Below are 25,194 nucleotides of genomic sequence, written 5' to 3'. Positions count from 1 at the left end.
TCTCAAGGTAGGTAAGATATTTCTGAGAATAAAGGCGACCATCCCATTAACTGGGGAGATCGCCTTTGCTGTCATTCCGGGCGCAGGTATCGTTCCAGTATAGCTTCGACCGCTGTCCTGTCCCGTTCCAGCCGTGCAAGTTCGGCACCAATGGCCGGAATCTGCTCGCGCAGCACCTCAGGGCCGTCCGTACCTTCATCGTACCGGGTCATAAAATGCAGGAACACGTCCACGTTCCGCAGCTTCATCAGTACCGGGATCGCCCGGATTTCATCCGGGTCCATGCGGACGCGGCTGCCGAAGCCGCGGCAAAACTGAACGGCAGCCTCCATGCCGGTATCGGGATCATCCCCCAGCAGCCCTGGAAGGATGACCGCGGGCTCCATTGCCCGTACGTCACGGGTGCAAAATTCAAAGTCGAGCAGCGCCGTAACCTGCTCAGGCTGATCTGCATCCACCAACAAATTGGAGGCGTTCAGGTCCCCGTGCACAAGCTGCTGCGGCAGGCGCTCCAGCCCTTCAAGTTCGCGGATGACCTCTCTATGAGCTTCCCCGATCCTGCGAAGCGGGCCCTCCAATCCGCGGAAGGGCTCAGGCGGCGCGATGCAGAACTGCCCCACCCGCTCCTGGCTGCACCCCGGATACGAATGGGCAAGCTCATAGTAGGGCCGGTAGGCGGGTGACGGAGCAACCACGAGCCGGCTGAGCGCACCGGAGAGGCTGCCCGCCGCTTCGCCGAAGGAATACGCGGCCCGAAAACCGGTGGATTCGGGACGGATGCCGTCAATGTATTTGAAGAGGCAAGCATAACGCCCGCTCCCGTCATCCAGCTGGACGATCGTTTCGCCCGTTAGGGCAGGTATGGGTACAGGGGTGCGGAAGTCCAGTTTGTCCTGGGCGAGCAATGCCAGCACGGCGTGCTCAAACCGGATTTTATCGATGTCCCGATGCGTTTCGTAAATTCGCAGGACGCCGCGCCCCTCCGCTCCTTCGATAAACCGGGTCGTATTGTTCCAGCCGCTTGCCCCCTGTGTAATCTCACCTCTCCAGCAGGAATGATATTGGTTTAATATCGATGTCAGCATGATCAGTATTCGATTTCCTCCAATTGGGCCAGATTGCGGTTGGACTCCCGCAGCAATGACGTGAACGAGTCGGCCGTGTAATACACGAAATCCGGATCATGGATGTAGCTGATGATCTGCCCGTACGTCCCCTCTTCGCTCGGATCCAGGTCCAGCATCAGGTACAGCGACCCTCCGGCCATGCTCGCAAATGGGTACCACTGGCGGTGGAACAGGTAGGGCTTGAGTTCGCGATCCAGCTTGGCGATCTCCTCCGGTGAATAATATTCCTCCAGCAGTTCATCCCTCTCGCAGAAATATCGCTTGACGTCCTCCATTTCGGCGAGGGACATGAGATAAAAAGGAGCCGCCTCTTCCGCGTCCTCACCCGGATACAGGATATGAAAGGCATAGCCGCTTCCGTCTTTTTGTTCATAAAAGGCGCGAAAATCCTCCGGCAGAAGGATGCCGAATTTGTTCTCAAACTCATCCAGACGCGAAGGTGCCACCCCGCCATGAACCCTATATTGATCGTATAGACCTAGGATTTCCTCGTCCTGGATTTTGCCGGGGAGCAGCGTTTCCAGCTCCTCTTTCAGGGGAAGAACCCGGCTGCGCACGTATTCCCGGTAACCTTGGAACGCTTCCTCCCCTCCGCCATTTTCCAAAAGGATCATGACGGCATAGGATATCAGGTTCAGCCACGTTTCCATCGTTTCGATCTGTTCCTTCGAAAGCAGGCCGTTCGAACGCAGCATGCCTTCCGGTTCCAAAGCCCAGGCCCGGGCCAAATGGTAGAGGCCCCACAGGCTGGATATCAGTTCCCGGTTCACCTGGTCCCGGCCCAACTCGTCCGACAGCGCGCGCAGGGCGGCCATTACCTCATGAAGGTTCCCCTCGCGCAGCTCCCCGCGGAAGGGACGGAGGCTGCCCAGAAAGCCGTTTTCCATTTTCCAATGCTCTATGCGGTCATGGGTAAAAGCATGGCATTTCAGCAGCAGCTGTGCATCTTCAATATTCATCGTCGTTCTCTCCTCTCCCAACACCGGCGATGTATACTTACGTAGAAGCGTACTGTACGATCACGGCTTCCCTCGTCTCTTCATCATAAGCGATCCAAAGGTCATCGCCGACTTCCACGCCGTATACCGGCTCGATGGACTGCTCGATTCGGTACGAAATTCCGTTTCTTGTAACGGTAATGCGGGCAAATGGCCGTTCGCCGACGGTGCCATCAAACTGTACTGCCGTCACGTTGGCGCTGCCCTGCTTACCCCGAAGGAGGCGAAGCTCTTGTTCATACTCCGTCTTGTTCAACGACACCGGGATGACCGCACCTACCGCAACTGGCAGGCGAACCGGCACGAACTGGCTGTTAACCTTGCGTGACCTTTGATCGCCATGGGAAAGCAGCAGCTCGAACAGCATCAGATGTCTGTTCACGCTCTCCACGGGAATATGTTCGATCCGGATCACTTCACCTTCCAGCGTCAGCTGGTCTGCCCCTCTCGGGTCACGTGTCCTATTATAATTGTACAGCCGGGTGACGCCGCCGATTTGCATGAGATCCGCCTTATCCCCGGTCCGGTAGGCAAACCCGTTCGCCTGCACTACCGGGATGGCATAAGTTTGTCCGCCGGTATCGAAATGAAGCAATAGCGCTTCACCGCGGCCTGCCTTGCCATAGCTGTCGATCCGCGCCAGGACGGCGTCCCGGATGACCTCGGGCTCGGTTGGCGGCAGATCGTCACCGGTCACGAAAACCGCGCGATTTTTCTTTCGGTTGTAGCTGATCAACACGGGATCGCCCACGCGCGGGGCATGAAGGTATGAAGCCACTTTCTTAATGCTCGTTTCCTTCATCATTCCTTCATCCTCGAAACGGATGTCAAAGCGGATCATCGGTTGTTCGTTTACGTAGGTCCCGGTCTCTTGCAGACGGGTTACCGTCCCCTGCACAATCGTTCCTTCGGCCGTAAACTTCTTCTGTCTGGCTGTCATGATCCGGATCAGCAGTCCGATACCGCCAAACAGCACCAGCGGGATCAGCAGCCAAATCGCCCAGTTGATGACAAGCGCATTGCCGCGCTTCAGATAATGGGCGAAGCTTGTCCATGAGATCCGGTCGGCGCCCTCGGCAATCTGCCAGGTTTGCAGCGCTTCGCCGGTCATGCGGGTGAGCGTGCCCCCTTTGACGTTCAGCCAGCCGGCCGACTTTTCTGCGTCGGTAAAGTATAGCGTCGCATCTCCGGTTTCCTTGAAAAAGGACAGCGTACCGCTGCTTACATCCTCCGGTTCCAGGCTAGACAATGGCTGGGACAAGTCTGTAAACGACCGGGTCTGCCGATCGTAGAGATATCCGGTGACTTGACCTTTCCGTTCGTCCTTTGCCGTCGAGCCGAAGATGAGCGTCTCGCGGTCGTTCAGCGGAAAGACGGCAGCCTGATATACCGGAGCAGGGGTCTTAACGACACTCCCCCAATCCCCCTTGACCGCATCGTAGGTCCGTACCTGCTTTGGTTCACCGGATTCGGTCCTCCACAGCCGGGCAGGATCCACACCGGCAAGTGCGGCAAACTGCTGCTCCGCTAGATCCTCTGCATCAAAGCCAGATCCTCCCTCCGGAATGATCCGCATGGCTGCTTTGTGCTGTGCATTCAATAGGCCGCTGACGTATGCGGCGCTGCCATCTTTCAGATCCAGTTCATAAAGGGGGACGGCTCGGCTGTCGTTAAAACTGCCCATGACTTCGGACATTGACGTCGGCCTTGCGGGCAGTCCCGTGTCTTCGTTGAGATATGCCGTTTGGAATACTCCGTCCTTCACCTCGCCGACGACGAAGGTGTCATTTGCCGTTTCCCCTCCGACCAGCATGCGGCCATTCCAATGATGAACGGCCGATGTTAAAAAGCCGTCAAATTCCAGCGTACCTTTAACAAGCTCGTCCACATGGCCGTCGGGGCCAATGACGTTCAACTGCAGCCCCGAACTGTCATCCGTCATAGCGATCACAAGATTTCCTTTCTGATAGGTGCCTACAAACTGATTATGTATGTTGGAGCGCAAATGGATCGTGGTTACTTCCTCATGCGTCGCCGCATCGTAAAGAATGGCATCCATACCGTCAGAGCCATCCGTCAGGCTGATGACCTTGCTTCCCCCATCCAGGTAAAACAAACCCTCCACCGTCTGCAGACGGTCCTCAACACGGGCTACGTCCTGCTTGTAATCGTTCCAAACCGCGAAGCTTAAAATGACCGCAGGTACAAAAAATACGAGATTCAGCAGGTTGATCCTTTTCTTCATCGATTCCTCCCCTTCATCCATTCCCTATGAACTTATCATAGACGCGGCTGCGAATGCCAGGTAATGACAATATTTTTACCGCCCTACCGGACAATTTCCGGCTTCTTTTGCAGCTGTCTGAAGCATTCTTCTTGTTATACGAATTGCGGAAAGAAAATGTTGAATTTTTTTGTCGATAACCCTTTACAGACTTTTACATTTTCTGATAATATTGTCGTAGACAAGCTAATCAGAGGTTTGCAGATTTGACTACACCGTTGTCTAAAAAAAATTACCTATGGGAGTGAATTAAAAGATGAAAAAAACGATTCTCTCGACAGTAATCTTGCTTGGACTTCTTAGCGGACTCTTAGCGGCGGTGGCTTCGGCGGACGCAATCAAGCCGTTCAATCACGGTGCAAACTACGGCACACAGGATGCAATCAAGCCGTTTAATCACGGCGCTAATTACGACACGAAGGACGCAATCAAGCCGTTCAATCACGGCGCAAACTACTAAGTCTTACTTTCATAATTGGTGGTCATACTTAGATAAAAGGAAACGGCTCATGAACGGATATTCCATCCGCCATGAGCCGTTTTTCTTTTGGTTCCCTCTCATCCCCTGCAGCTTTACTTGAACCGCTTCGGACCGAGCTCGATCTGCCGGGTGATCTCCGCCGCGATTTTCGGTTCCGGAGCGAAGTCCCGCTCCCAATGGTCCGGCTTGATCACTTTGCCCACTTCGTTATAATGCGGCTTTCCGTCCGGAAAGAGCTTGCCCATGTTGGCGGTATGGACATGCTCAAAAATCTTGTCCGGCTCCACGCCCGCTTCGACGAATCCGCCGTTGGCAAAGTAGAGAATGTCGGTGAATGCATCGATCTGGCCGATCAGCTTGTCCTCCGGATAGGCTTTTTGCTGCTGCTTGCGGTATGTATCCTGCGCCCGTTCCATCAGTTCGGCAAAAAATGCCTTGAACCTGTCGTCATTGCCGGCCGTAGCATGCAGCAGTTCAACCACTTCCTCCATAATAAAGGCGGCGCGGTTCATCGCCAGCTTGTCGTTCAAAGCCTGCGGCTCTTCCGGAGCGGGGCAGTCAAAGCCCAAATGAAACTCGCGGACCTGCTGAAATTGGGTTTTTCCCAACGTTTTGGATTCCGTCATGTTAATTTCTCTGGCTCCTTTATCGGTGTAATCTCTAGTATTATAGCAAATTTATCGGCACAGCATTTTGGTAGAAAATAGATGCGTGCCGTTTCCGATAAAGAACGCCGCGAATATCATAGGTTCAGTCCTGTACTCAGAAAGGGGGAATTGACCATGACCAAGGATAAGTCCTTCGATGCCATATTCAGTCTTGGCAGCAGCTGCCAGGTCGCCTCCCAGCTGCGGAGGAACGGGCTGCGCACGGCTGCCGGTCCTTTCGACTGGTTCAACTTCGCCTCAACCCCGGGCTTCTGCCAGGTGCTTGAATCGCGATTTGAACGGTTTATGCTGCTGATCCGGACGGTCAAGCATACCGAAGATGCCTATCACATATTCGAGACGATCGAGAACAGCTACATGAATCCACATCTCCGATATTTATTTGTATTGCACAGCGGTGATCCGGATACGGCCGAGATCGATTCGGGACACCCGCAGATCCGCATCGTTCGGATGCCCGCCGGAGCGACCTGGGAAGGGGATGCCGAAGCTTGGAAAAAGGTGCTTGCTCCCTATTGTATCCGCCGCTGCCCCGGCAGTCATCCTTTTTAAATTTCCCTGGGATGCGCTGGCAGCCGCTCTTCCAGCTCCGCTTGCTGCCGCAAATGGTGGCGGAAGTGCATGCCGATCAGCCGGTACCATTCCTGCGCATTCAGCCAGCCGAAGCCGCCGTGCCGGACTTTGCCGCCCGGGTGAACCTCTTCCAATTTCAGCTCCCACTCCCGCATTCTTGCCATCACCTTCGCCAGCCCCTCGTCCAGTTCTTCGCTGCTTAACGCGTTATTCGGACTGGCGGCCTGCGCTCCTTCCAGCTTGATCTTGACCGGCGGAAAGCCGCCGCGCCGGAACACGTCATCTCCAGCCGGCGTTTTGCCCAGCGGCTGCTCCTCCGTACTCTCTGCACAAGTTTGGACAAAGTCCAGGTACTCCATGGCAACGGCGATCAGATGATCGTACATCTGGCCGATCGACCAGATCTCCGGTCCGGGAATGTACCGCAGCTGCCGGGCGGAATACTTTTGCAAATCAAGCCGGTATCGTTCAATCAACTCGAAGTCATCCATATTTAATGCGCACCTCATTCCGATTTTCCTATGCATTATACGCCCCTCTGTACCTACCTATTTCTTCCGTATTGCTGAAATATCCTGCTTCCTGCGGATCGTTCAGGTATCCGTCGTGATAGCCCGTACTGCCATGGAGCCCGGCCGACATGACGATTCATAGCCAAGCGACGGTATGAGAAATTTATCCTTATCTTAAGGCTTACAACGAAAAAAACCTCCTTTATCATGCCGACATATGCCGCAAGGAAAGGAGGTTTTGCTATAGGCCGCCAGTTGGCGGTCGACTTCACGGTTCACCGGTTGGTCATGCGGCTATTTTGCTTCCCGCAGACGATTCAGCGCCATCAGCACCGCGCCGTTGGCCGCGTCTTTTTTGGGCGTGATGCAGGTGATTTCCGGATAGCGCTCCTGCAGCCGCTCCAGAAAAGCGTCCCGGATATACACGTTGTTAAGCAGCACGCTTCCGGCCATGGCCAGTGCCCCTGCCTGCAGCGCCAGCTTCTCGGCAACGGGCGTTACCAGCTCGGAGAGCGAAGCCGCGCTGCGCTGCGCAATTCCCAGAGCAGCAGGGTCACCGAGCTCGCATGCCCGGGTCAGCAGCGGCGCCAACGCGGCGATGTCCTTTTTGCTTCGGGCTGGATCGTACACGTAGCCGATGATATCGCGTACCGATTTCAGTCCCAGCTTCGCGTAGACCAGGTCCGTAATGACTGTTTCCGGCAGCCGGCCGTCATAGGCCCGGACCAGAACGGACAGCAGATCCCGCCCGATCGCGTACCCGCTGCCCTCATCATCGATCAGGTGACCGCAACCGCCGGTGCGATGGGTCTCGCCGCGTTCATTGCGGCCGTAGCAGATCGACCCCGTGCCCGCGATCAGGATCATGCCGTACTCGCTTTCATGTGCGCCGCTCAATGCCGTTTCCTGATCGCCGGTGATCAGGAGGCCGCCCGCATAGCCGCTTTCCCTGACCTTGGCGGTCAGGCGGGCGCTCACGGCGGGATTGCTGACCCCCGCTGCACCGATGCACAGATAGGCGCAGCGGTCCAGCCCGCCGGCGGCCTCGCCGATCCGCCCCAGCATGTCGCGCAGGCTGGCTTCGATGCTGGCCTCGTCCTGCCCGTTGTAATTGATGCCGCCGGATTCGAAGGCAGCGATTACTGCGCCGCTCTCATCGGCGACAGCGACCGCCGTTTTCGTTCCGCCGCCGTCCAGCCCGGCTACGTACCGCATCGTCATCCCTTCCTTCGTCTGTCTAATAGATATGATACTGCTGCTTCATGTCAGCAAACGAGCGCGCTTCCTCACGGAACTGTTCCAGCAAGGCCGGCAGATCCAGCGGCTCGCTCCGGTACAGATCATCCCCGCCCAGAAGATCAATGAACGGCAGCTTGTTGCCCTTGTGCGGCGGCAAAAATTCGAATGCTTCATAGTTCCGCTTCAGCGTATACATCAGCCGGATTCCCGTCTCGAGCGGCTGCAGCGCCCGCTGGTCGGTAATATGCAGCTGCACGCCGCCGCACTGCTCGCCCTCATGCTTGGAGAACGTCGGCTTGAAATAAACCGGCCGGAAAATGACGCCGGGCAGCTTCATTCCGTTCATCTCGTCCGCCAGCTTCTCCGCCTCAACAAACGGTGCGCCAACGATTTCAAAAGGTGCCGTCGTTCCCCGTCCTTCGGACAGGTTCGTGCCCTCGAACAAACAGGTTCCCGGATAGAGGAGCGCGCTGTCAAAGCGCGGCAGCCCGAGCGACGGCATGACCCAGAGGTTTCCCGTTTCGGGAAACAGCATGTTCCGGTCCCAGCCGCCGCATGGAACGACATGCAGTTTGGCGTTCCAGCCCATTTGCTCGTTCGCCATCGACGCCACCTCGCCGGCTGTCAAGCCATAGCGGACGGCGAGCGGGTAATTGCCGACGAACGATTCAAAGCCGGGCTTCAGGACGTTGCCTTCCACCGTTACCCCGTCCAGCGGGTTGATCCGGTCGAGGACGATGAACTCTTTTCCCGCATTGGCGCAATCCTCCAGGGCGTACAGCATAGTATAAATGAACGTATAGTAGCGCACACCCACATCCTGGATATCGTAAACGACGGCGTCCACTTCGTCCAGCATTTCCGCGCTCAGCCGCTTGGAGTCCTTGCGGTACAAGCTATACACCGGCACGCCGGTAATCGGGTCCCGGTAGGTTTCAACCTGCGCCCCTGCTGCCTGATCCCCCCGAACCCCGTGTTCCGGCGAAAACAGCGCCGTCAGCTGGAACCGCTCATGCAGGATTTGAATGGTGGATTCAAATTTACGGTTTAAGCCCGTCGGTGACGTAATCAGCCCGAGCCGCTTCCCTTGGAGCAGATGGGCATAATCTTCGATCCGGTCAATTCCGTTAGCGATCATTGTGACCTCCTGGTAGTGAAATTAGTGTACGCCCCTAAAAAAATGACTGTAACAGAGGTATCGTCACAGTCACAAGCGCGCATGAAATGCCTGGCTCCGCTTACAGTTCGCTTTGGCGCAGGCGCATCGTTTCCGCCGGAATCATAAACGTTTCCGCGTACTCCTTACGCGCTTCGATTCCGCGCACGCGTGCCAGATGCTTATAGTACTCGAGATATGGGAAGGACTTGCTGTTCGTGACGAACCAGTGCTGCGATACCGCTTTCACCCACAGGTCAAATGCCTCCTGTGAAAAGTCCACGTACACGTACGGCTTGTAATCCACCGCATCCTCCCAGTTTTCCGCATAGTAGAGCTTGGAAGCGAAAAACGCGGGCAGTTCCCGCTCAAAGGACGCCAGGCCGGCAAAAAAGCGCGCATCGTTTACGATGTTATGCGTCGTCGCGTGGTCCTTGTGCATGCTGTTCTTCCAGTGGGTAATGATGATGTTCGGCTTCACGCGCCGGATTTCGTCGCATACTCTCAGACGCATGTCCTCGGTATCCTTCAGCTCGCCGTCGGGAATGTCGAACACGATGGACTCGCCCCCTAGCATGTCGGCAAACGCCTTGGCCTCGTTCACCTTTTGCTGGCGGTACTCCGCCATATCCTGACCTGCGGGCACGCCGCGTTCCCCTGCCGTCAGTGCCAGCGTGACGATGCGGTCGCCCTTCAGAGAATGGCTGGCAAGCACGCCGCCCGCCGTCAGTTCCGCATCCCCAACATGGCCGCCAATCGCCATTATCGTTAATTTCTGTTCGCTCATTGCTTTAAAACTCCCTTCTCAAGATCGAAAATGTCCGGACCGTCTTAAACCCTGCCTTCTCGTAAATCCGGATGGCCGGATTGGTGCTGCCGGTATACAGGGACATATAATCCGTCCCGATTTGCTGAAATGCTTCGCACAGCTTAAAAAAAAGGATGCTGCCGAGGCCGTGTCCCTCATGCTCGGGATGAACGCCGATGCCGGCAAAATAGCCGCGCCCGCTCTCCTGGCGGATAACCGGACCGGCGAAGCCGACCACCTTACCGTGGTGCGCCGCCACGACGACAGGCACCGCGTCCTCGGTCGATTGGGCGATTTCCTTCTGCCACAGCGGATTATCAAAGCCCTGCAGCATGTCCGTAACGCCGTGATGCTTGCCTTGGTCAAACAGCTCTACCGTGTATCCCTCGGTATTGGCCTTCTCTTCTTTCCCGCGAATCTCTTGCGGGATCGAGAACGAAGACAGGTTCAGGTACATCGCGCATTCCTGGGCCCTCTCCACGTATCCCTGGCCCAGCAAAAACGAATGGAGCCTGCTGCCTGTCGGCACACCGGGCGCATTGTTATGCTCATGGCGCGGCGTTTCCGGTATGTACCAGGGCAGCATCATCGGATTGAAAAACAGTACGTCGGCCTGTTTTTTGCCCAACGACTGAAAGCGCCCTTCCAGATGCTCCAGCATCATCTTGTAGTTGTCATCCGTGCGGACTTCGTCGGCAAGTACGATGCAGGTGATGTACCCCGCATGATCTCCAAGCGGCAGATCGCCGCCGGTGCAGCCGCAGGCAAAGCCCTTCACTTCGCCTTCTTCCACGAGAACAAACGTGTTCTCCGGATCGAAATAGCGACTATCCGTAAATATGCCGCTGAAGCTTGCCTCCGTCATCTCCTTGTAGCCGTCCCGCACAGCTACCGTGTTCCACAAACCGATGACAGCACCAGTGTATTGGTCACTCCAAGTGGTTACAACCATCTGGTGAGTTCCTCCATCCCTTTAAAAGCTGATTTTACCCATGACGACAGGTCTGGAAGCGCCGGTCACATGCGGAAGGTTATTCGGCCGGTTGGTGATCGCGTAATCCGCCAGAACGGCAACCGCCACGGCTTCCTTCGCATCGCTGTTATGGCCGATGGCCTCCTGCGTCAGCACTTGAACGCCTGCCTTCGCCATCTCCTTGCGGATCCATTCCATGAGCACCGGATTGTAGCTGCCTCCGCCGCCAACGATCATCGCATCGGCGGGATGGCCTGCCATCACATATCTGCGATAGGCGTCGCCGATCGACCAGGCGGTCAGCATCGTCACCGTTGCGACAATGTCCTCCGCCTGCATGCCGAGTGCTTCAGCATCATGCAGAAGCTTATCTATATAAGAGGAACCGAACAGCTCGCGGCCTGTCGATTTCGGCAGCGGCTGCGAATAGTAAGCCTCCTGCTGCAGCCTGCCCAGCAGACGCGGATCGGCGGTGCCCGCCCGAGCGATCGCTCCTCCAATATCCATCGTTAATTGTCCCGGATATAACCGCTCCACGACCCCGTCAATGATCATGTTTCCCGGGCCTGTGTCGAAAGCATATACCTTACCGGGGCTGCATCCGGCCGGAATCACCGTCATGTTCCCGATGCCGCCGATGTTCTGCAGCAGCAGTGTCCGGTGTTCCTCCCGGTACAGCAAATATTCGGTAAAGGGAACCAGCGGCGCTCCCTGACCGCCGACAGCCATGTCCGCCGGCCGGAAGTCCGACACGCAAGGAATCCCTGTTCTTGCCGCGATGACCGCACCTTCTCCGATCTGCACGGTGTAATGCACGTTACGGCCATGGTACGGCTCCATGCTTGGAGCATGATAGATCGTCTGACCGTGTGAACCGATCACTGAAACGTCCTCGGCGGACAGCCCCGCCTTTCCAATCACGGACAAAGCCGCCTCGGCGTACAGTTCTCCCAAAAGCACATTCATTTTTCCAACTCGGTCAACGGTTGCATTGCATGGATCGAATAAAGCAAAAATGTCTTCCCTGACACCCGCCGGGTAAGGCGAATTTTCAAAAGCGACCAGACGCACGCCTGGAGGCTCCTCCTGATTGCCGTTGATTTCCACGACTGCTGCATCGATGCCGTCTACCGACGTCCCGGACATCAGACCAACGGCATACCGGGGACGACGGAGCTCCGCTTTTTCTCCCGTTGTCCCCATATCAGCCCTTCACGGCTCCCACCGTGACTCCTTCCAGGAAGTACTTTTGCAGGCTGAAGAAGAGGATGAACATCGGCAGCGCGGAAATGGTGGCACCCGCCATCATCGGCGCAAAATAGGTCGTATTCGCAAACCGGAAGTTTTTCAGACCGACCTGAATCGTCTGCATATCCATCGTGTTTGTCACGAGGAACGGCCAGAAGAACGTGTTCCAGCTGTCCATAAAGGTCAGGATGGCCATGACCGCCAGCACCGTTTTGGACAGTGGCAGAATGATCCGGAAATAAATCTGGAACTGGTTGCAGCCTTCGATTTTGGCACATTCAAGGATTTCCCCAGGAATGCTACCCATGAACTGTTTGGCCAAGAAAATGTTGTAGACCGTGACGAGGCCCGGCAAAATCAAGGCGCTGTAGGTGTTTTGAATATTGAAAATGTTGACGATCAAAATGTAAAGCGGAACCTGGGTCACCTGATAAGGGATCATCATGGCAATCAGCAGGATCGTAAACAGAACCGTTCTGCCCTTAAACTTGATTTTGGAAAACGCGTAACCCGCCAGGCTGGCGAAAAACACATTCGATACCATAACCGTCGTCGCCACGATCAGCGAGTTCAGCAGCCAGCGGTACGAATATTCGCTGTAATCAAAAAAGAATTTATAGGAGTCCAGCGTGAATTTGGTCGGAAACAGGGAATAGTTCGCCGCCCCCGCTTCGATCGGATCGCCAAAAGACGACATGATCATGAAATAAATGGGGAAAATCGTTGCTAATGCAAATAGGATCAAAATGATAATGATCACACCGTTTCTGGCGCGCTTTGCCGCCGGCTTTCCGGTATGTTCGCTGTAAAGTGCCATGTTCGGATCTTCCTCCTTACTTAAGAGATCAGAAAGTATAACTTCTTTCGCTTAAGCATCCTGATCTCGCAAGAAAAACTTCCGCGAAGCGCGGTCTGTCTTCTGTGAAATGACGCCTTAGCGACGTATTTCTTAATATTCCACGTCTTTGCCCATAAACTTGAACTGCACCAACGAGATCAGCGCGATAATCGCCGCGAGCACGAGGGACTGGGCTGCCGCTTTGCCGAATTCGAAGTACTTGAAGGCGTTGTTAAAGATCAGGAGACCTACCATCGTCGTCGAGTTGTCCGGGCCACCGCCTGTCATAAGGTACGCATTCTGGAACACCTGGAAGGAACCGATAACCCCGGTAACCAGCAGGAACAGCGTCGTCGGCTTCAGGCTCGGAATGACGATGTACCACAGCTTCTGAAAAAAGTTGGCGCCATCCAAATCGGCGGCTTCATAATAGCTGGAATCGATGCCGAGCAGCGCCGCCAAATAAATGATAATGCTGGTGCCGTGGCTGGACAGCCAGGCCATCAGGACCAGCGAGAACATCGACGTGGCGCTGGAGCCAAGCCAGTTCTGGTTGCTGATGCCGAACAAGCTGATCAGCTTGTTGAAAATGCCTTCCGGCATCGGATCGAAGATCCACAGCCATACCACCGACAGCGCAACACCCGAAGCGACTGCAGGCAGGTAATAGACCGCCTTGAACGTCGTCTGCAGCTTTTTCTTCAGCGGCAGGATCAGAATCGCAATGGCGAAGGAGATGATTAACGATACGGGGACGGTTAAAATCGTGTACACGACCGTGTTGACCACCGATTTCCAAAACAAGGAATCCTTGAATGTGGCGATGTAGTTATCGAACCCCACATACTCTGAGCCGATCGGCTTGTATTTCTGGAAGCTGATAATAAACGCGCTCACGACCGGATAAGCGGTAAACATGGCGAAGACCACCAAAGCAACGGCGATAAAAGCATACGCCCAAGCTCCGTCTCCCCTAATTCTGCGTCTTTTGGCCGGTTTAGCTAGTTGAGCCATCTTTTGCGAAACTCCTTTCCTATCCCGTCTCACAGCATATATACCGGATAGCCGCGTGACCCGCACACGGCTATCCGCTTGATTCAGGGATTAGTCTTTCACTACTCCGTCTTCACCGAACGCGGAAACCGCGGCGGACTTGACAGCATCGTACATCTCTTCCGGCTTGATCTCGCCGGCAATGAGCGCCTGCAGCTTCGGAACGATCACTTCGTCCTCCAGCTTGATGGCTTTGGCTTCCAGTTCAGCCGGGATGTCCGGACGGGCCGGCGCCGCGTTCTTCAGCATCGTTTCAACGGCTGCCTTGTTGTCCGCATCGCGTTCAACCGTCATGCTTTCCGCCGCTTTTCTGCCGCTTTCCGTAATTTGTGCGACGAAAAGGTCGTTGTTCGTGGTTGCGGCCACTTTGCCGCTGGCCAGGAAGTACAGCGCCTTCACGACGTTTTGCTTATGGGCTTCGCTCGGTTCCTTTTTGCCGCGGAATGCGACGTAACCGTCAACGGCTACGCTCGAAACGGCTTTTTCGCCCAGGAAGGACGGAACCGGAAGAACCGTGTAAGTTACAGGAATGCTGCCTTTGACCGCACTGCCGTCGTTGGCTTTGATTTTCTCATTGTTCGTGTTTGCGGATTTTTCGAAGGTCGCCATCCCTTTACCGGTGATCATCGTTTGGCCGGTCAGGAACATGTTCCAACGTTTACCCGCGTCGATGGAGCTCAATTCCTTCGGCATGGAGCCGTCGTCGATCAATGCGCGGATATCCTTAAGTACTTCAAGATAGTTTTTGCTGGTGTACGCGTATTTCAAATCTTGCGTAAATGCGGAAGGCATACCTGCATTTTTGATCAGAATGCCCAAATAGTCTTTCGAAGTAACGCCGGCGGTAGCAAATACGAAGCCGTAACGGGACGTTTTGCCGCCTTCGGAAACGACGCCTTTCTTGATCGCTTCGCGGAACTCATCGAAGGTCCATCCTTGCTGCTGTACCTTTTTCCAATCGATGCCCGCCTTCTCGAGGAACTCGCGGTTACCGCCCAGCGCGTGGACTTCCATATAAGCCGGGAAGCCGTACAGGCCGTCGCCCTTCTTCATGTATTCCAGCGGTCCTTTGTCGTAATCGTTGATCATTTCCGGTGTGGCGATGTCCTTGATGTCAAGCGCCATGCCTTGGTCAACGTATTTGGAGATGCCGTCGGAACCAATAAACGCAATGTCCGGAGGGCTGCCGGCGTTCACCTGGGTATCAAGCTTCTGTGTCATGTCCTCCCAGCTGGCCGGTTCAATTTTCAGCGTCAGGTTCGGATATTTCTCCGTAAATTCCTTTTGAATGTCCGCGAAGGTGTCCTGGAAATTGCCCGATACCGGCGGCAGCAGCGCCGTAATGGTATCTTTCGCGTTCGGATCGGACGCTTCGGCCGATTTGGAATCGCCTTTGCCGCCGCAGGCCGTCAGTGTGGTCAGTGCCATGCTTACGGCAAATACGGATGCTAATACACGCATTCTTTTCTTCATGAACAACATGCCTCCTCAAGGATATCCTTTGGTATTAGACCACTTTCGAAAAATTGCGGATCGCCCTCTTCAGGCTCCCCTCGGCTTGATCCAGCGCTTGTTCCGCCGCCTGGGCGTCCAAGCCGGTTTTGATCATCATAATAGCCAGCTTGCAATTCATGGAAGCGCTTTCCAAATAGGAAAGTGCCGTCTTGTCATCGACCCCGGTTGCTGTCTTTATGATACGCACCGATCGGTCCCGCAGCTTGATATTGCTTGCTTTCAAGTCCACCATGAGATTGTTGTAGGTCTTGCCCAGCTTCACCATCGTACAGGTGGTCAGCATGTTCAGGACCATTTTCTGTGCAGTCCCCGCTTTTAATCTGGTTGATCCCATGATCACTTCCGGCCCTACGACAGGTGCTATGCATACGTCGCAGACGTGCTCCACTTTGGAATTTTTGTTATTGACGACGCCGATCGTAGCGGCTCCGATTTCCCCTGCCTTCTTCAAGGCAGCGATGACGAATGTCGCGCTTCCGCTGGCGCTGATGCCGATAACCGCATCCTTGTCTGTCACGCCGCACCTTTCAATTAAAGCGACCCCCTCCTCAGCATTGTCTTCATAACCCTCAACAGCAGTTCTCAGTGCTCCGTCTCCTCCGGCAATATGTCCTTGTACCAGCAAGGGATCCACGCCGAACGTGGGAGGACATTCAGAAGCGTCCAGCACACCGAGCCTGCCGGAAGATCCAGCCCCAACGTAAAACATTCTTCCACCATTCTTCAGCACATGATGGAGTGTGTCCACCGCCCTTACAATTTGCGGTATCTCTGCAGCGACTGCAGCCGGAACCTTGGAATCCTGTTCATTCATCAGGCGAACCATCTCTTCGGTTGAACATTCATCTATACTCAATGTTTTATCGTTGATCCCTTCTGTCGTTAACCCCGCCAGATACTCATCCATAGCCATCCCCCTATCCGTGTTGACTTCTATTTCTTGATTTCATAATAACGATAAATTTCATTCCGGTCAACGGTTTTTGAAATAATATTTTATTTCGGAAGTAATAATATTCTTTTATGGTAATTGTAAAAAAGTGCAGGCTGCTCCTGTTTGGGGCTGCTCCTGTTTGGGGCTGCTCTGTTTGGCCGGACTCTCTATCTTGTTTTGTGCTTCGCACAAAGCCAAAGACGTTCGCCCGTCCAAACATTCGCTGCTGTAGGGGTGGGCAATGTTGCTGTACAATCGCTTTGCTCTGTAATGAAAAAACATAAGGCAGTGAGTATTAACTCACTGCCTACTCACTGCCTGGCAACACTACACTGCCTTAGGTTCAGCGGCTAAATACTAACTCGTCCTTTCCTCATACCGAGTGAATACAACACATACGCTCCTAGGTCCGTGAAATATTATTTCACCGCAAAATAGGCCCTTTCTCTAATGAGAAAGGAGCCTTTTCCATCTTAGATTAAGGGAAGATTACACGCCTAGCGGATACTTTTCGATATAAAGATTGGGTACGCCCTTCTCGGCTTCCTTCATTTAAACAACTAAACAACATCTCTCGCTCAGGCTGTAACTCCCTGGCGAGGAGCTAACAACAAAACAACAAATTGTCCCAAACCATGAAAACGCAAAAAAGCCGCCATACCGGCGGCCTTTATTTAAGTATAGTCATGATCGCCCGATTTTTTCACCAGAGCGTAATCGCTGCAACGTTTGCCAATCGAAATCACTTTCGCCGCTGATCGTTCACCGCCCGTAGCAGGGTATGGCGGTTCGGACGGATCTGGTCGGCCTCCGCGAGGCTTCGCTTCAGCAGCTCCGAATCGATGTCCAGCTCCTGAATGGAAGCGGGGCCGCCGACCTTGCGCAGCCAGGCCCGCAGCGTATCAGGTGACGGCACCTTGGCCAGCTCCGCGCGGACGCGCTCCAACTGCTCCTCAGCAACCGGCAGGGAATTTTCCGCGTCCAGCCGGTGGTACAGCTGCGAAATTTCCGCACAGGCGACGCCGACCTTGGCCCCATGCAGTACCGCCCTTCTGCCTTCACGCAAAAACGCCATTTCCCAATAATGGGATAAATGGTGCTCCGCTCCGGAAGCCGGGTGCGACTGGCCGAACAGCAGCATGGCAAAACCAGACTCGATCAAAGCTTGCGTCAGCACCCGGATTCCTTCCGGCGTGCGGTCCGCGATCGCGTCGATGTGATCCACACACTGCTGCAGCGCTTTGGTTGTCATCTCCGCCACAATTTCGGAATAAGGCTCATCCGCCGTCAGACTCCCGAATTTCCAATCAAACAGCGACGTGCATTTGCCCAGCATGTCCCCGAAGCCGGCGGCGACCATCGTCCGCGACGCAGCCGTCAATATATCCAGGTCTGCGAAAATCGCCGCCGGACCGATCGATTGAATCGTGATTTTCTCGCCGCGGATAATGAGCGGCGCTCCCTTGGAATTAAATCCGTCCACCGATGGGGCGGTCGGCACGGATACAAACGGGATACCTGCCGAGTATGCGGCAAATCTGGATACGTCGTGCAGCGTTCCTGATCCGAGCGCAACCACCGCATCTGCCTTAGTGGATTTCACGTCAAGCAGCAGCTGCACAATTGACCGCTCGTCGGCGATGACATCGCCCTGCTCATCAGAGGAAATGAACGTAACGCTTGCGTCAACCCCTGCTTCCGTAACGGATTCCATCAGCTGTTCGCCGGCGGCTGCAAAGGTATTCTTGTCAGCCGTGACGATTACGCGGCGGTAATCCTGGTCTTTTAAAAATGCGCCCGCCTTCCGGATCGCACCGCTTTCCAGCACGACCGGGCAAATGTCGGCGAGTCGCTCATCCGCGTCATCCATACGTCCCGCCGCTTCCCTGATATCCTTCAACCAATCCGTCATTTGATTCCTTCCTTTCCCTTCAAGAGAAGCTGAAGCTCGGCCAGCGACTCCCAGACCATGTCCGGGCCTTCTGCGGCCGTCTCCGCATCCCGCCTTGTTGCCGATCCGCTCAGCACCAGCGCGGTGCGGATGCCTGCCCGGCGGCCGAGCTGGATGTCCGAGCCCAGGCTGTCCCCGATCACCAAGCACTGCTGCGGAGGCAGTCCGAGCACCTGTAAAGCCGCTTCGGCCATCAATGCCGACGGCTTGCCGATGACCACTTCGACCTCTTGGCCCGCCGTGGCGACGATGGCGGCGATCATGCCGCCGACGTCGATGCACTCCCCGTCATCCCCTGGGAACGATTTATCGTCATTGGTCGCGATGATGCGGGCACCGTTCCGCACGGCCCGGAACGCCTGATTCAGCTCCGCATAAGTCAGTTCCTCGTGCAGCGTGATGACGAGCCAGTCGGCATTCTCGGGTCTCTCAGCCAGCCCGATGCCGGCCAGTACCAGTTCATCCCGCAGTCCGTCCGGCCCCAGCACCCACGCCTGGCTTCCAGAGTGGTGCTGCTGAAGGTACCGGGCTGTTACCGTGGAAGTAAGCAGAATCTCTTCCGCAGGCACATCGATACCCATGGAAAGCAGCTTCTGATGGCACATCGCCCGTGAAATGTTCCCCCGGTTGCTGAGGAAAACCATCCGTTTGCCCTGCGATAAGAGCAGCGCAATGCTCTCCTTGGCCCCCGGAATAGCTTGCGCCCCCCGGTATACCGTCCCGTCCAAATCGATAATAAAACCGTCCACCGTCTCCAAACTCATTTTAGATCCTCCCGCCGTGTTCTTATATGTTCATTCTCCCTGTGATTGTCTGCGTTTGTCAACGATTGTTTGCTTTTGTGAACGTTTTTAAATGGCAATATATGACGATTTAAATTCAGTCAGACACGATCGCGGACCGCCGTATTATAAATAAGGAGCGATCAGCACCTCCGTCGTACCCAGCTGACGCAGAAACTCCGGGTCTGCCCCTTCATCGGTGATGAGCACGTCGATGTCCTCCATTTTGGCGGATGTAGCGATCGACCGCCGGCCCAGCTTGGTGTGGTCCACCAGCGCAACCGTTTTGCTCGAGCTCGCAATCATCAGCTTCTTCAGCTCCGCCTCGTACAGGCTGAAATCGGTCATGCCCTCCCTGATGCTCAGCCCCTCCGCAGAAGTAAAGAACAGGTCGGAATGAATCCCTTCCAAAATGCTTTTTCCCAGAACCCCCTCGATCGTTTTGGAGCCGGAGCGGAGAATCCCGCCGATCAAAATGACGTTGATGCGCGGATTCTGGTTCAGGATGGTGGCAGCCTCCAGTCCATTCGTCACGACGGTGAGATAATCATGCTCCACCAGCGCCTTCGCCAGCTCCAGCACGCTGGAGCTGGCATCCAGTATAATGCATTGGCCCCGGGTTACGAGTTCGGCAGCCCTTGTTCCGATCGCCCGCTTCTCCTCGTAGTTCAACTCGCTGCGGCTCGGATACCGGGGTTCGGCCGGCACCGGTTTGGTCCTCGCCGGAACCGCTCCGCCGTGGGTACGCTCCAGGACGCCCTCTTCTTCCAGCATCCGCAAATCCGTCCGCAGCGTCCCCTCAGACACCTGCAGCTCGCGAGCCAGCTGCTTCACCACAATTTGCTTGTCGCGCTGAAGCGCCTCCAGTATTTTTTCTCTTCGCTGGGTTGCAAACATAGTAACCTCCAACCGTTTTTCTTCATTATAAATACAAATGACAAGATATAACAACAAACGTCAATTCAAACAGAAGCATAAAACCATCAGGCCGTCTGCTGTCTGCATTCGATGCCCCTCCATGGTTCAACAGCTCGGAGGCCACATTCGACACAAACAGGCATAATGGAAACAAAAAAACAGCCCAACAAACTGTCGGGCTGTTCTTCTAAATCGTCTATAAAGTATCTTAACCTCAGCTAGCAAAACCGATTAATAGTTTGCACCGTGGTTCTGGATCGAATAGTTGGCTCCGTGGTTGGCCGTATCATAGTTGGCACCGTGGTTCAGCGTCGTAAAGGCGGATGCCGTCAGCAGACTAACACTAAATAGTCCTAATGCTACTACCGTCGAAAACAATACCTTCTTCATCTTCAATCGCTCCTTTGAGAATGTTTTTTTGGATAGACGAGTACGATTCTAGTTGAGACTGTGAAGCATGAGATCTGAAAGATTCGAATAAGGCGACGCATTTTTTGAAAATTTTGTCATCTTCAAGTTTATCAGATAATGTCAAAGCTTGTAAAGTCCTATCGAGCGCTTCTGCGTGATTTTCTTTTTTAAATCTATAAACCGCCAGCAAATACAAAAAAGAAATATAATAGGAGAGATCTACGGGATTTTGGTCAATCGGAATGAGCTGCGAATCTTCGACGACAAGAATATCAAGGATATGATCGACGTCATAGTTATGTATATTTGCTGCCTCTAAAATCGTGATTAGTCCAGGGAGAGTTTCGGATGGATTTTCCTGTATAAACGCTGAATAATCCTCCAGGCAGTCCAAATTCCCTGAAAGAATATTAAGCGTAAACATATTGGCTCTTGCGAAAAAACGGAAGTTTTCGACAGCCTGATTGTTGGCAGGAGATCCGTCAGACATGTAGCTTAGATCTTCATAGTTGGCTATGCACTGTTTAGCCTCTTGGTACATTTTCTTCTTTTGGTAGGCAAGCCCCTTCATGAGATGGCTGTACCCGAAATAATAGACGATCGGGCGTTCCGTAACCTGAAGCCGGCGATTCCGTTCCTTTTGTTCGACATACATCTCGTAAGCGGACTCATAAAGTTCGGTAGAAATTTTAATCATGTTATCCCAATTCTCAAAGGAGAAGGCCATTTTCAGCATCGTTACCAGCGTATCTATCTCAATCTTTACGGTCATGGATCTGTCTTCCAATCCGATTTCCTCCTTCGCTAATCTTTATATTATAAGAAGTATATAGTTAAATTAACGGACGGTCAATTATGTTAGTTCGTGAAAAAATGACCAAAAATGCTTGGTCAAAGCTGGTAATCTTTCTTTTTTCAGTCAATAAATCAATTTTGGGCGATAACAATCATAGATTACCCAAAAATGGAAAAATAGACACCGATTCTATCAGTGTCTATTCCGGCTTACCTGCTTTCACCTTTTAGATTTGAACGATGCCCTTGCTGACCCCCAGCTGAGGATAATTCCGCATCGCATCCGGCAGCTGCTCCAGTGTGAAGCGGTGGCTGATGAGAGGCGCGAGCCGGACCTTGCCGCGGGATACCAGCTGGATCGCATCCGTGTGGGTAAACGGGTTGATGAACGAACCCATGATCCGCAGCTCCTTCGAAAAAATGTCGAAAGGACGAATGGCGGCCTCCGCATCCGGAGCAGCCACGCCAAACAGCAGCACCTGCCCTCCCTTGCGGGCGGCACGAACGGCCGTCTGTACCGAATCCGTCCGCCCGACGCATTCGATTACGACATCGGCACTGGAAGCCAGAACGTCCGCGGTATCCGGATCGAGAGGCGATACGACCGCATCCGCCCCCAAGCCGCGCAGCGTCTCATGCTTGTAGGATGCCGGTTCGCTGACCGTAATCCGCGAAACGCCGCATTCGCGAACGAGCTGCAGGAAGATTTGTCCGATAAATCCGCCGCCGATGATCAGCACCTGATGCTGCGGCCGGATATCGAGCTTGCGAAACCCGTGCAGCACGCAGCCGAGCGGTTCAAGCAGAGCCGCTTCTTCATAGCTTATCGCGTCCGGGATCATGTAACAATTTTCCGCAGGAACAAGGCAGAATTCAGCCATGCCGCCGTCCCGCGTTACGCCAACCGCCTGCAGCCGGTCGCATAAGTGAAGCCTGCCGCTGCGGCAGTATTCGCAGCTTCCGCAGTATATATTCGGATCAACCGAAACCCGGTCCCCTTCCTTTAAACTGCTTACGCCCTGCCCGACCGCCACCACCTCGCCGGACAACTCATGCCCGAGTACGATTGGCGGATGCACTTCCGCCGAACCCGGATGGCCATGGTAAATGTGCTGGTCCGTTCCGCAAATGCCGCAGCTGTGCACCCGAATCAGCACCTCGCCTGTACCGGCCTCCGGGGTCTTCTGTTCCTTAACCTCCATTACTTCCTGGTCCACAAGCACTGCCGCTCTCATCGCCAATTCTCCCCTTCCTCATTTCGTAACCGGCCGTCGTCCATTCATCGCGACCGACGAGCTGTTTAATGCCGATACCTTCAATGTATTCCACGGAATCTCCTTGCCTTCCTTCTGTCCGACATGGATCACTCGCGTCTGTCCCGGAAGCAGGTCGAAATAATTGTCCTCCCAATCCAGCCAAGCTTCGTCCATCTCAAGCCTTACCATTCGGGCGGCATAGTCGGAGGATACCGTTACGCTCCCTTCCTCGGGGTTGACCTGAACGTTCAAGTTAACGGGCCGGAAGTTCATATCTTTATGGTCGCAAAAATAATAAAAGTTCTCTTCCCCGCAGCCGTCCATCCAGCGCACAACGCAGACGGCTTCAGCGGCGTCGAGACCTTGAAGCAGGTCGTCCAGCTTCACCACTGCGATGCGCTGTTTCCCGCATGCCTCAATCTCTGCAGCGAACGTCCGGGCATATACCTGACGGCCGTCCAAGCCGTAGACAACCAGCTCTGCCGTCTTGGAAACAGTTTTCCGCGTATCGTTCACGCCCCATAGCACGAGTTCCGCATCCCCGGGCGTATACTCTGCCGTCAACAGCAGCGGATGATAAAACTTGCGGGCGTAATGGTAAGCCGCTTTCGGTAGACCGTAATAGTCGATGACGGACCAGCTGGTGCCGGGCCAGCAGTCGTTGAACTGCCAGAACAACGCCCCGCTCGTCTCAGGCTTGTTTCTTCGGTAATGCTCAATGCCGTATTTGAGGCCTTCGGCCTGCGTCAACATGGAAAAATCGATGTATTCCTCCAAGTTGCCCGGAATCCCGGTGTATCCCTCCATCAGCATAACGCCCTTGAGATGATTGATATCCTTGTTGCGGTTCATCATTTCCGCACTGCCAAGCATCAGCTCCGTCTGCGGCACGTTCCGCTTCAGCGTGTACAAATTGGCGGAAGCATGCATGCCGAACTCGCTGGCGAACTTCGTACGGTCCTCCTTGAATTTCTTGAACGACAACCCATCCACGCTGTAGTCCTGAAGCTGGGGCTCGCCGAATACCCTCGGCTCGATGTTGCCGTGCCAGACCTGCCAGTTATGCGTGTCCCCTTCCTCACGGGAATTATGGTCGTTCCCTCCGTAAGGAGAGCTCGGCCAGAATGTCCGGGAAGGATCCAGCTGCTCCAGAAGCGCAGGCATCAGTTCATGATTGATTTTCTCACCGTAAAAAGGATGCGGGATGTCTCCGCTCACATGCAGCGCCTCATACAGCCAGTCATTTTCGTTATTGCCGCACCACAGGGCCAGGCATGTCCGGCTGCGCAGCCGCTTGACGACCTGCTGCACTTCTTCCGCGACGTTATCCATAAAATTGCGGTTATAGTCGGGATACAGGGCACAGGCAAACATAAAGTCCTGCCATACCAAAATTCCCAGGCGGTCACACTCATCATAGAAAATATCCCGCTCGTAAATGCCCCCTCCCCAGACCCGGAGCATATTCATGTTCGCTGCCTTCGCCATGTCAATCAGGCGGGAATAACGGACATCCGGCACCGCGCCGATAAAACTGTCGATCGGGATCCAGTTAGCACCCTTGGCAAATACACGAGTGCCGTTCAGCATAAAAGTAAAGGCAGGTTTTCCATCGGCATCCCGCTGCTTCAGCTCCAGCGTGCGAATCCCCAGCTTCTGGCTGCGCTTGTCCATGGTGATCCCGTCCGCGTGCACCGAAATCCGCAGCTCATATAAATGGGGCGTGCCGAGATCATGGGTCCACCACAGCTTGGGCTTCGATACGCGAAGTTTCGTTCCGCCCGCAAGGCTCATGCCGCCGGCCAATCCGGACAGCCCGCTGCCGGCGGTTCCGCTTATCTCCAACGTTTCTGCAGCCGCCACCTCCCCGCTCTCCCCGTCGAGCAGCTGAACAAGAACACTGTATGTTTTCCGGCGGTCCCATGAAGTCAATTCCACCGAAATATCGACCAGCGCCTCCATCTCGCCAACCTCCGCCGTCCGAGCATAGACATACTCTATTCTGACAGCATTGTATTTCTCGAGCCGGACTTCCTTCCAGATTCCCGCGCACAGGAGCGGTGGCCCCCAATCCCAGCCGAAATGGCTTTGGTTTTTACGGGTCCAGACCCGTTCCTTGCTAAAACCGGACCAGAACGTGGAGACGGCCTTACCGCCCACTTTCGCATGGACCGGGTCAAATTTGACGGCGATGACATTTTTGCCCGGCTTCAGCTCGCGGCTGACTTCGAACGTATGGCTGATAAACATGTTGTCCGTCGAACCAAGCTCCGCACCGTTCAAATATACGGTCGCAAAGGTGTCCAGCCCTTCGAACACCAGCAGCATTTTGTCGTCCGGCCGCGGTGCCTTGTCCAGTGTAAAAACGGTCCGGTACCACCAGATCCGCTCCTCCACCCACCGGCACTTCTGGTCGTTGTGCCCATAGAATGGATCGTCGATCAGCCCGTGGCGCATCAGCGTCGTATGGACGTCGCCCGGCACTTCCGCCGACATCCAAAAGTAATCGTCATACAGCGGCGAGGCCACTTCAAGATCCTTCGCCTCCCCTTCCCTGAAATCCCGCAGCTTCCAATGGTCTTTGATGATCATGCTGTTCCCCTCACTTCGCCCTTGCTGCAAGCCGAACCGGCTCGTCCGGGCCTGATGTAATAGAACGCCAAAACAATGATTT

General features: G+C 54.6%; 23 protein-coding genes. 2 read left to right on the top strand and 21 right to left on the bottom strand.

Annotated elements, in window-relative coordinates:
- Positions 1-71: 71 nt before the first annotated feature.
- The 3 genes from IAE55_RS08185 to IAE55_RS08175 are packed head-to-tail and all read right to left on the bottom strand — an operon-like array spanning position 72 to position 4,370.
- On the bottom strand, positions 72-1,085 hold the full coding sequence (locus tag IAE55_RS08185) for a phosphotransferase (RefSeq protein ID WP_200631625.1): 1,014 nt from the start codon (positions 1,083-1,085) through the stop codon (positions 72-74).
- A gap of 2 nt (positions 1,086-1,087) precedes the next feature.
- Positions 1,088-2,086, bottom strand: a complete 999-nt coding sequence (locus tag IAE55_RS34235; RefSeq protein ID WP_313960361.1) for an SMI1/KNR4 family protein — start codon at positions 2,084-2,086, stop codon at positions 1,088-1,090.
- Between the two features lie 37 nt (positions 2,087-2,123).
- Entirely contained in the window at positions 2,124-4,370 is a 2,247-nt protein-coding gene (locus tag IAE55_RS08175; protein WP_200631623.1) for a hypothetical protein, read from the bottom strand.
- A 295-nt stretch (positions 4,371-4,665) separates the two neighbouring features.
- Between IAE55_RS08175 and IAE55_RS08170 the strand changes: the two genes are divergently transcribed.
- Positions 4,666-4,869 (top strand): hypothetical protein, encoded by a 204-nt coding sequence (locus IAE55_RS08170; RefSeq protein ID WP_076171102.1) that lies wholly within the window; start codon positions 4,666-4,668, stop codon positions 4,867-4,869.
- A gap of 113 nt (positions 4,870-4,982) precedes the next feature.
- On the opposite strand, the gene IAE55_RS08165 is transcribed toward IAE55_RS08170, so the two are convergent.
- Complete coding sequence (locus IAE55_RS08165) at positions 4,983-5,516, bottom strand: HAD family hydrolase (protein ID WP_200631622.1); 534 nt, start codon at positions 5,514-5,516, stop codon at positions 4,983-4,985.
- Between the two features lie 156 nt (positions 5,517-5,672).
- Here IAE55_RS08165 and IAE55_RS08160 point away from each other — a divergent pair, with 156 nt between their 5' ends.
- Positions 5,673-6,110, top strand: coding sequence for a DUF1796 family putative cysteine peptidase (locus IAE55_RS08160; RefSeq protein ID WP_200631621.1), 438 nt, complete (start codon positions 5,673-5,675; stop codon positions 6,108-6,110).
- Here IAE55_RS08160 and IAE55_RS08155 read toward each other — a convergent pair.
- The 17 genes from IAE55_RS08155 to IAE55_RS08075 all read right to left on the bottom strand — a co-directional run bounded on the left by IAE55_RS08155 (position 6,107) and on the right by IAE55_RS08075 (position 25,112).
- The gene (locus IAE55_RS08155; protein ID WP_200631620.1) at positions 6,107-6,622 is read right to left on the bottom strand and encodes a DinB family protein; all 516 of its coding nucleotides are present in this window, start codon (positions 6,620-6,622) and stop codon (positions 6,107-6,109) included. The genes IAE55_RS08160 and IAE55_RS08155 overlap by 4 nt on opposite strands.
- Positions 6,623-6,937: 315 nt before the next feature.
- Positions 6,938-7,858 carry an N-acetylglucosamine kinase gene (locus IAE55_RS08150; RefSeq protein ID WP_200631619.1) on the bottom strand — a complete coding sequence of 307 codons (921 nt, stop codon included), beginning with the start codon at positions 7,856-7,858 and terminating at the stop codon, positions 6,938-6,940.
- A 22-nt stretch (positions 7,859-7,880) separates the two neighbouring features.
- Positions 7,881-9,020: an exo-beta-N-acetylmuramidase NamZ family protein gene (locus IAE55_RS08145; RefSeq protein WP_200631618.1), complete on the bottom strand. Its 1,140-nt coding sequence runs from the start codon at positions 9,018-9,020 to the stop codon at positions 7,881-7,883.
- Between the two features lie 100 nt (positions 9,021-9,120).
- Positions 9,121-9,825 (bottom strand): PIG-L deacetylase family protein, encoded by a 705-nt coding sequence (locus IAE55_RS08140; RefSeq protein WP_089547956.1) that lies wholly within the window; start codon positions 9,823-9,825, stop codon positions 9,121-9,123.
- A gap of 4 nt (positions 9,826-9,829) precedes the next feature.
- Positions 9,830-10,798: a GNAT family N-acetyltransferase gene (locus IAE55_RS08135; protein ID WP_200631617.1), complete on the bottom strand. Its 969-nt coding sequence runs from the start codon at positions 10,796-10,798 to the stop codon at positions 9,830-9,832.
- A gap of 21 nt (positions 10,799-10,819) precedes the next feature.
- Positions 10,820-12,022: an anhydro-N-acetylmuramic acid kinase gene (locus tag IAE55_RS08130; RefSeq protein WP_200631615.1), complete on the bottom strand. Its 1,203-nt coding sequence runs from the start codon at positions 12,020-12,022 to the stop codon at positions 10,820-10,822.
- A gap of 1 nt (position 12,023) precedes the next feature.
- Positions 12,024-12,884 carry a carbohydrate ABC transporter permease gene (locus tag IAE55_RS08125; RefSeq protein ID WP_076171078.1) on the bottom strand — a complete coding sequence of 287 codons (861 nt, stop codon included), beginning with the start codon at positions 12,882-12,884 and terminating at the stop codon, positions 12,024-12,026.
- A gap of 132 nt (positions 12,885-13,016) precedes the next feature.
- Positions 13,017-13,919 (bottom strand): carbohydrate ABC transporter permease, encoded by a 903-nt coding sequence (locus IAE55_RS08120; protein ID WP_076171075.1) that lies wholly within the window; start codon positions 13,917-13,919, stop codon positions 13,017-13,019.
- 90 nt (positions 13,920-14,009) lie between these two features.
- On the bottom strand, positions 14,010-15,431 hold the full coding sequence (locus tag IAE55_RS08115; RefSeq protein WP_105442183.1) for an ABC transporter substrate-binding protein: 1,422 nt from the start codon (positions 15,429-15,431) through the stop codon (positions 14,010-14,012).
- Between the two features lie 34 nt (positions 15,432-15,465).
- Positions 15,466-16,380 (bottom strand): N-acetylmuramic acid 6-phosphate etherase, encoded by a 915-nt coding sequence (gene murQ / locus IAE55_RS08110; RefSeq protein ID WP_105442182.1) that lies wholly within the window; start codon positions 16,378-16,380, stop codon positions 15,466-15,468.
- A gap of 769 nt (positions 16,381-17,149) precedes the next feature.
- On the bottom strand, positions 17,150-18,319 hold the full coding sequence (locus IAE55_RS08105; protein WP_200631614.1) for a sn-glycerol-1-phosphate dehydrogenase: 1,170 nt from the start codon (positions 18,317-18,319) through the stop codon (positions 17,150-17,152).
- Positions 18,316-19,122 carry an HAD-IIA family hydrolase gene (locus IAE55_RS08100; protein ID WP_200631613.1) on the bottom strand — a complete coding sequence of 269 codons (807 nt, stop codon included), beginning with the start codon at positions 19,120-19,122 and terminating at the stop codon, positions 18,316-18,318. The genes IAE55_RS08105 and IAE55_RS08100 overlap by 4 nt, the downstream gene beginning before the upstream one ends.
- 144 nt (positions 19,123-19,266) lie before the next feature.
- Positions 19,267-20,037 (bottom strand): DeoR/GlpR family DNA-binding transcription regulator, encoded by a 771-nt coding sequence (locus IAE55_RS08095; RefSeq protein WP_200631609.1) that lies wholly within the window; start codon positions 20,035-20,037, stop codon positions 19,267-19,269.
- A 252-nt stretch (positions 20,038-20,289) separates the two neighbouring features.
- Entirely contained in the window at positions 20,290-20,448 is a 159-nt protein-coding gene (locus tag IAE55_RS08090; protein WP_163876363.1) for a hypothetical protein, read from the bottom strand.
- Positions 20,402-21,256 (bottom strand): hypothetical protein, encoded by an 855-nt coding sequence (locus IAE55_RS08085; RefSeq protein WP_089547964.1) that lies wholly within the window; start codon positions 21,254-21,256, stop codon positions 20,402-20,404. Before IAE55_RS08085 ends, IAE55_RS08090 begins: the two co-directional genes overlap by 47 nt.
- 235 nt (positions 21,257-21,491) lie before the next feature.
- A complete protein-coding gene (locus tag IAE55_RS08080) occupies positions 21,492-22,499 on the bottom strand; it encodes a zinc-dependent alcohol dehydrogenase family protein (RefSeq protein WP_200631608.1) in 1,008 nt (335 codons plus the stop codon).
- Between the two features lie 18 nt (positions 22,500-22,517).
- A complete protein-coding gene (locus IAE55_RS08075; RefSeq protein WP_200631607.1) occupies positions 22,518-25,112 on the bottom strand; it encodes a beta-mannosidase in 2,595 nt (864 codons plus the stop codon).
- Positions 25,113-25,194: the final 82 nt, after the last annotated feature.

The sequence above is a fragment of the Paenibacillus sp. S28 genome (assembly GCF_016624415.1).
GTDB classification, from domain to species: Bacteria; Bacillota; Bacilli; order Paenibacillales; family Paenibacillaceae; genus Paenibacillus_AQ; species Paenibacillus_AQ favisporus.
Note: the sequence above shows the minus strand (reverse complement) of the source record. Positions and strands in the feature narration are given on the sequence as shown.

Bases quoted from the DNA above. Each gene is read 5' to 3' on its own strand.
- IAE55_RS08160 (WP_200631621.1), top strand. From the start codon at position 5,673: ATGACCAAGGATAAGTCCTTCGATGCCATATTCAGTCTTGGCAGCAGC.
- IAE55_RS08090 (WP_163876363.1), bottom strand. From the start codon at position 20,448: ATGAAGAAGGTATTGTTTTCGACGGTAGTAGCATTAGGACTATTTAGT.
- IAE55_RS08105 (WP_200631614.1), bottom strand. From the start codon at position 18,319: ATGACGGATTGGTTGAAGGATATCAGGGAAGCGGCGGGACGTATGGAT.
- IAE55_RS08130 (WP_200631615.1), bottom strand. From the start codon at position 12,022: ATGGGGACAACGGGAGAAAAAGCGGAGCTCCGTCGTCCCCGGTATGCC.
- IAE55_RS34235 (WP_313960361.1), bottom strand. From the start codon at position 2,086: ATGAATATTGAAGATGCACAGCTGCTGCTGAAATGCCATGCTTTTACC.
- IAE55_RS08165 (WP_200631622.1), bottom strand. From the start codon at position 5,516: ATGACGGAATCCAAAACGTTGGGAAAAACCCAATTTCAGCAGGTCCGC.
- IAE55_RS08120 (WP_076171075.1), bottom strand. From the start codon at position 13,919: ATGGCTCAACTAGCTAAACCGGCCAAAAGACGCAGAATTAGGGGAGAC.
- IAE55_RS08150 (WP_200631619.1), bottom strand. From the start codon at position 7,858: ATGCGGTACGTAGCCGGGCTGGACGGCGGCGGAACGAAAACGGCGGTC.
- murQ (WP_105442182.1), bottom strand. From the start codon at position 16,380: ATGGATGAGTATCTGGCGGGGTTAACGACAGAAGGGATCAACGATAAA.
- IAE55_RS08140 (WP_089547956.1), bottom strand. From the start codon at position 9,825: ATGAGCGAACAGAAATTAACGATAATGGCGATTGGCGGCCATGTTGGG.
- IAE55_RS08175 (WP_200631623.1), bottom strand. From the start codon at position 4,370: ATGAAGAAAAGGATCAACCTGCTGAATCTCGTATTTTTTGTACCTGCG.
- IAE55_RS08185 (WP_200631625.1), bottom strand. From the start codon at position 1,085: ATGCTGACATCGATATTAAACCAATATCATTCCTGCTGGAGAGGTGAG.
- IAE55_RS08100 (WP_200631613.1), bottom strand. From the start codon at position 19,122: ATGAGTTTGGAGACGGTGGACGGTTTTATTATCGATTTGGACGGGACG.
- IAE55_RS08080 (WP_200631608.1), bottom strand. From the start codon at position 22,499: ATGAGAGCGGCAGTGCTTGTGGACCAGGAAGTAATGGAGGTTAAGGAA.
- IAE55_RS08115 (WP_105442183.1), bottom strand. From the start codon at position 15,431: ATGAAGAAAAGAATGCGTGTATTAGCATCCGTATTTGCCGTAAGCATG.
- IAE55_RS08135 (WP_200631617.1), bottom strand. From the start codon at position 10,798: ATGGTTGTAACCACTTGGAGTGACCAATACACTGGTGCTGTCATCGGT.
- IAE55_RS08155 (WP_200631620.1), bottom strand. From the start codon at position 6,622: ATGGATGACTTCGAGTTGATTGAACGATACCGGCTTGATTTGCAAAAG.
- IAE55_RS08075 (WP_200631607.1), bottom strand. From the start codon at position 25,112: ATGATCATCAAAGACCATTGGAAGCTGCGGGATTTCAGGGAAGGGGAG.
- IAE55_RS08170 (WP_076171102.1), top strand. From the start codon at position 4,666: ATGAAAAAAACGATTCTCTCGACAGTAATCTTGCTTGGACTTCTTAGC.
- IAE55_RS08125 (WP_076171078.1), bottom strand. From the start codon at position 12,884: ATGGCACTTTACAGCGAACATACCGGAAAGCCGGCGGCAAAGCGCGCC.
- IAE55_RS08145 (WP_200631618.1), bottom strand. From the start codon at position 9,020: ATGATCGCTAACGGAATTGACCGGATCGAAGATTATGCCCATCTGCTC.
- IAE55_RS08095 (WP_200631609.1), bottom strand. From the start codon at position 20,037: ATGTTTGCAACCCAGCGAAGAGAAAAAATACTGGAGGCGCTTCAGCGC.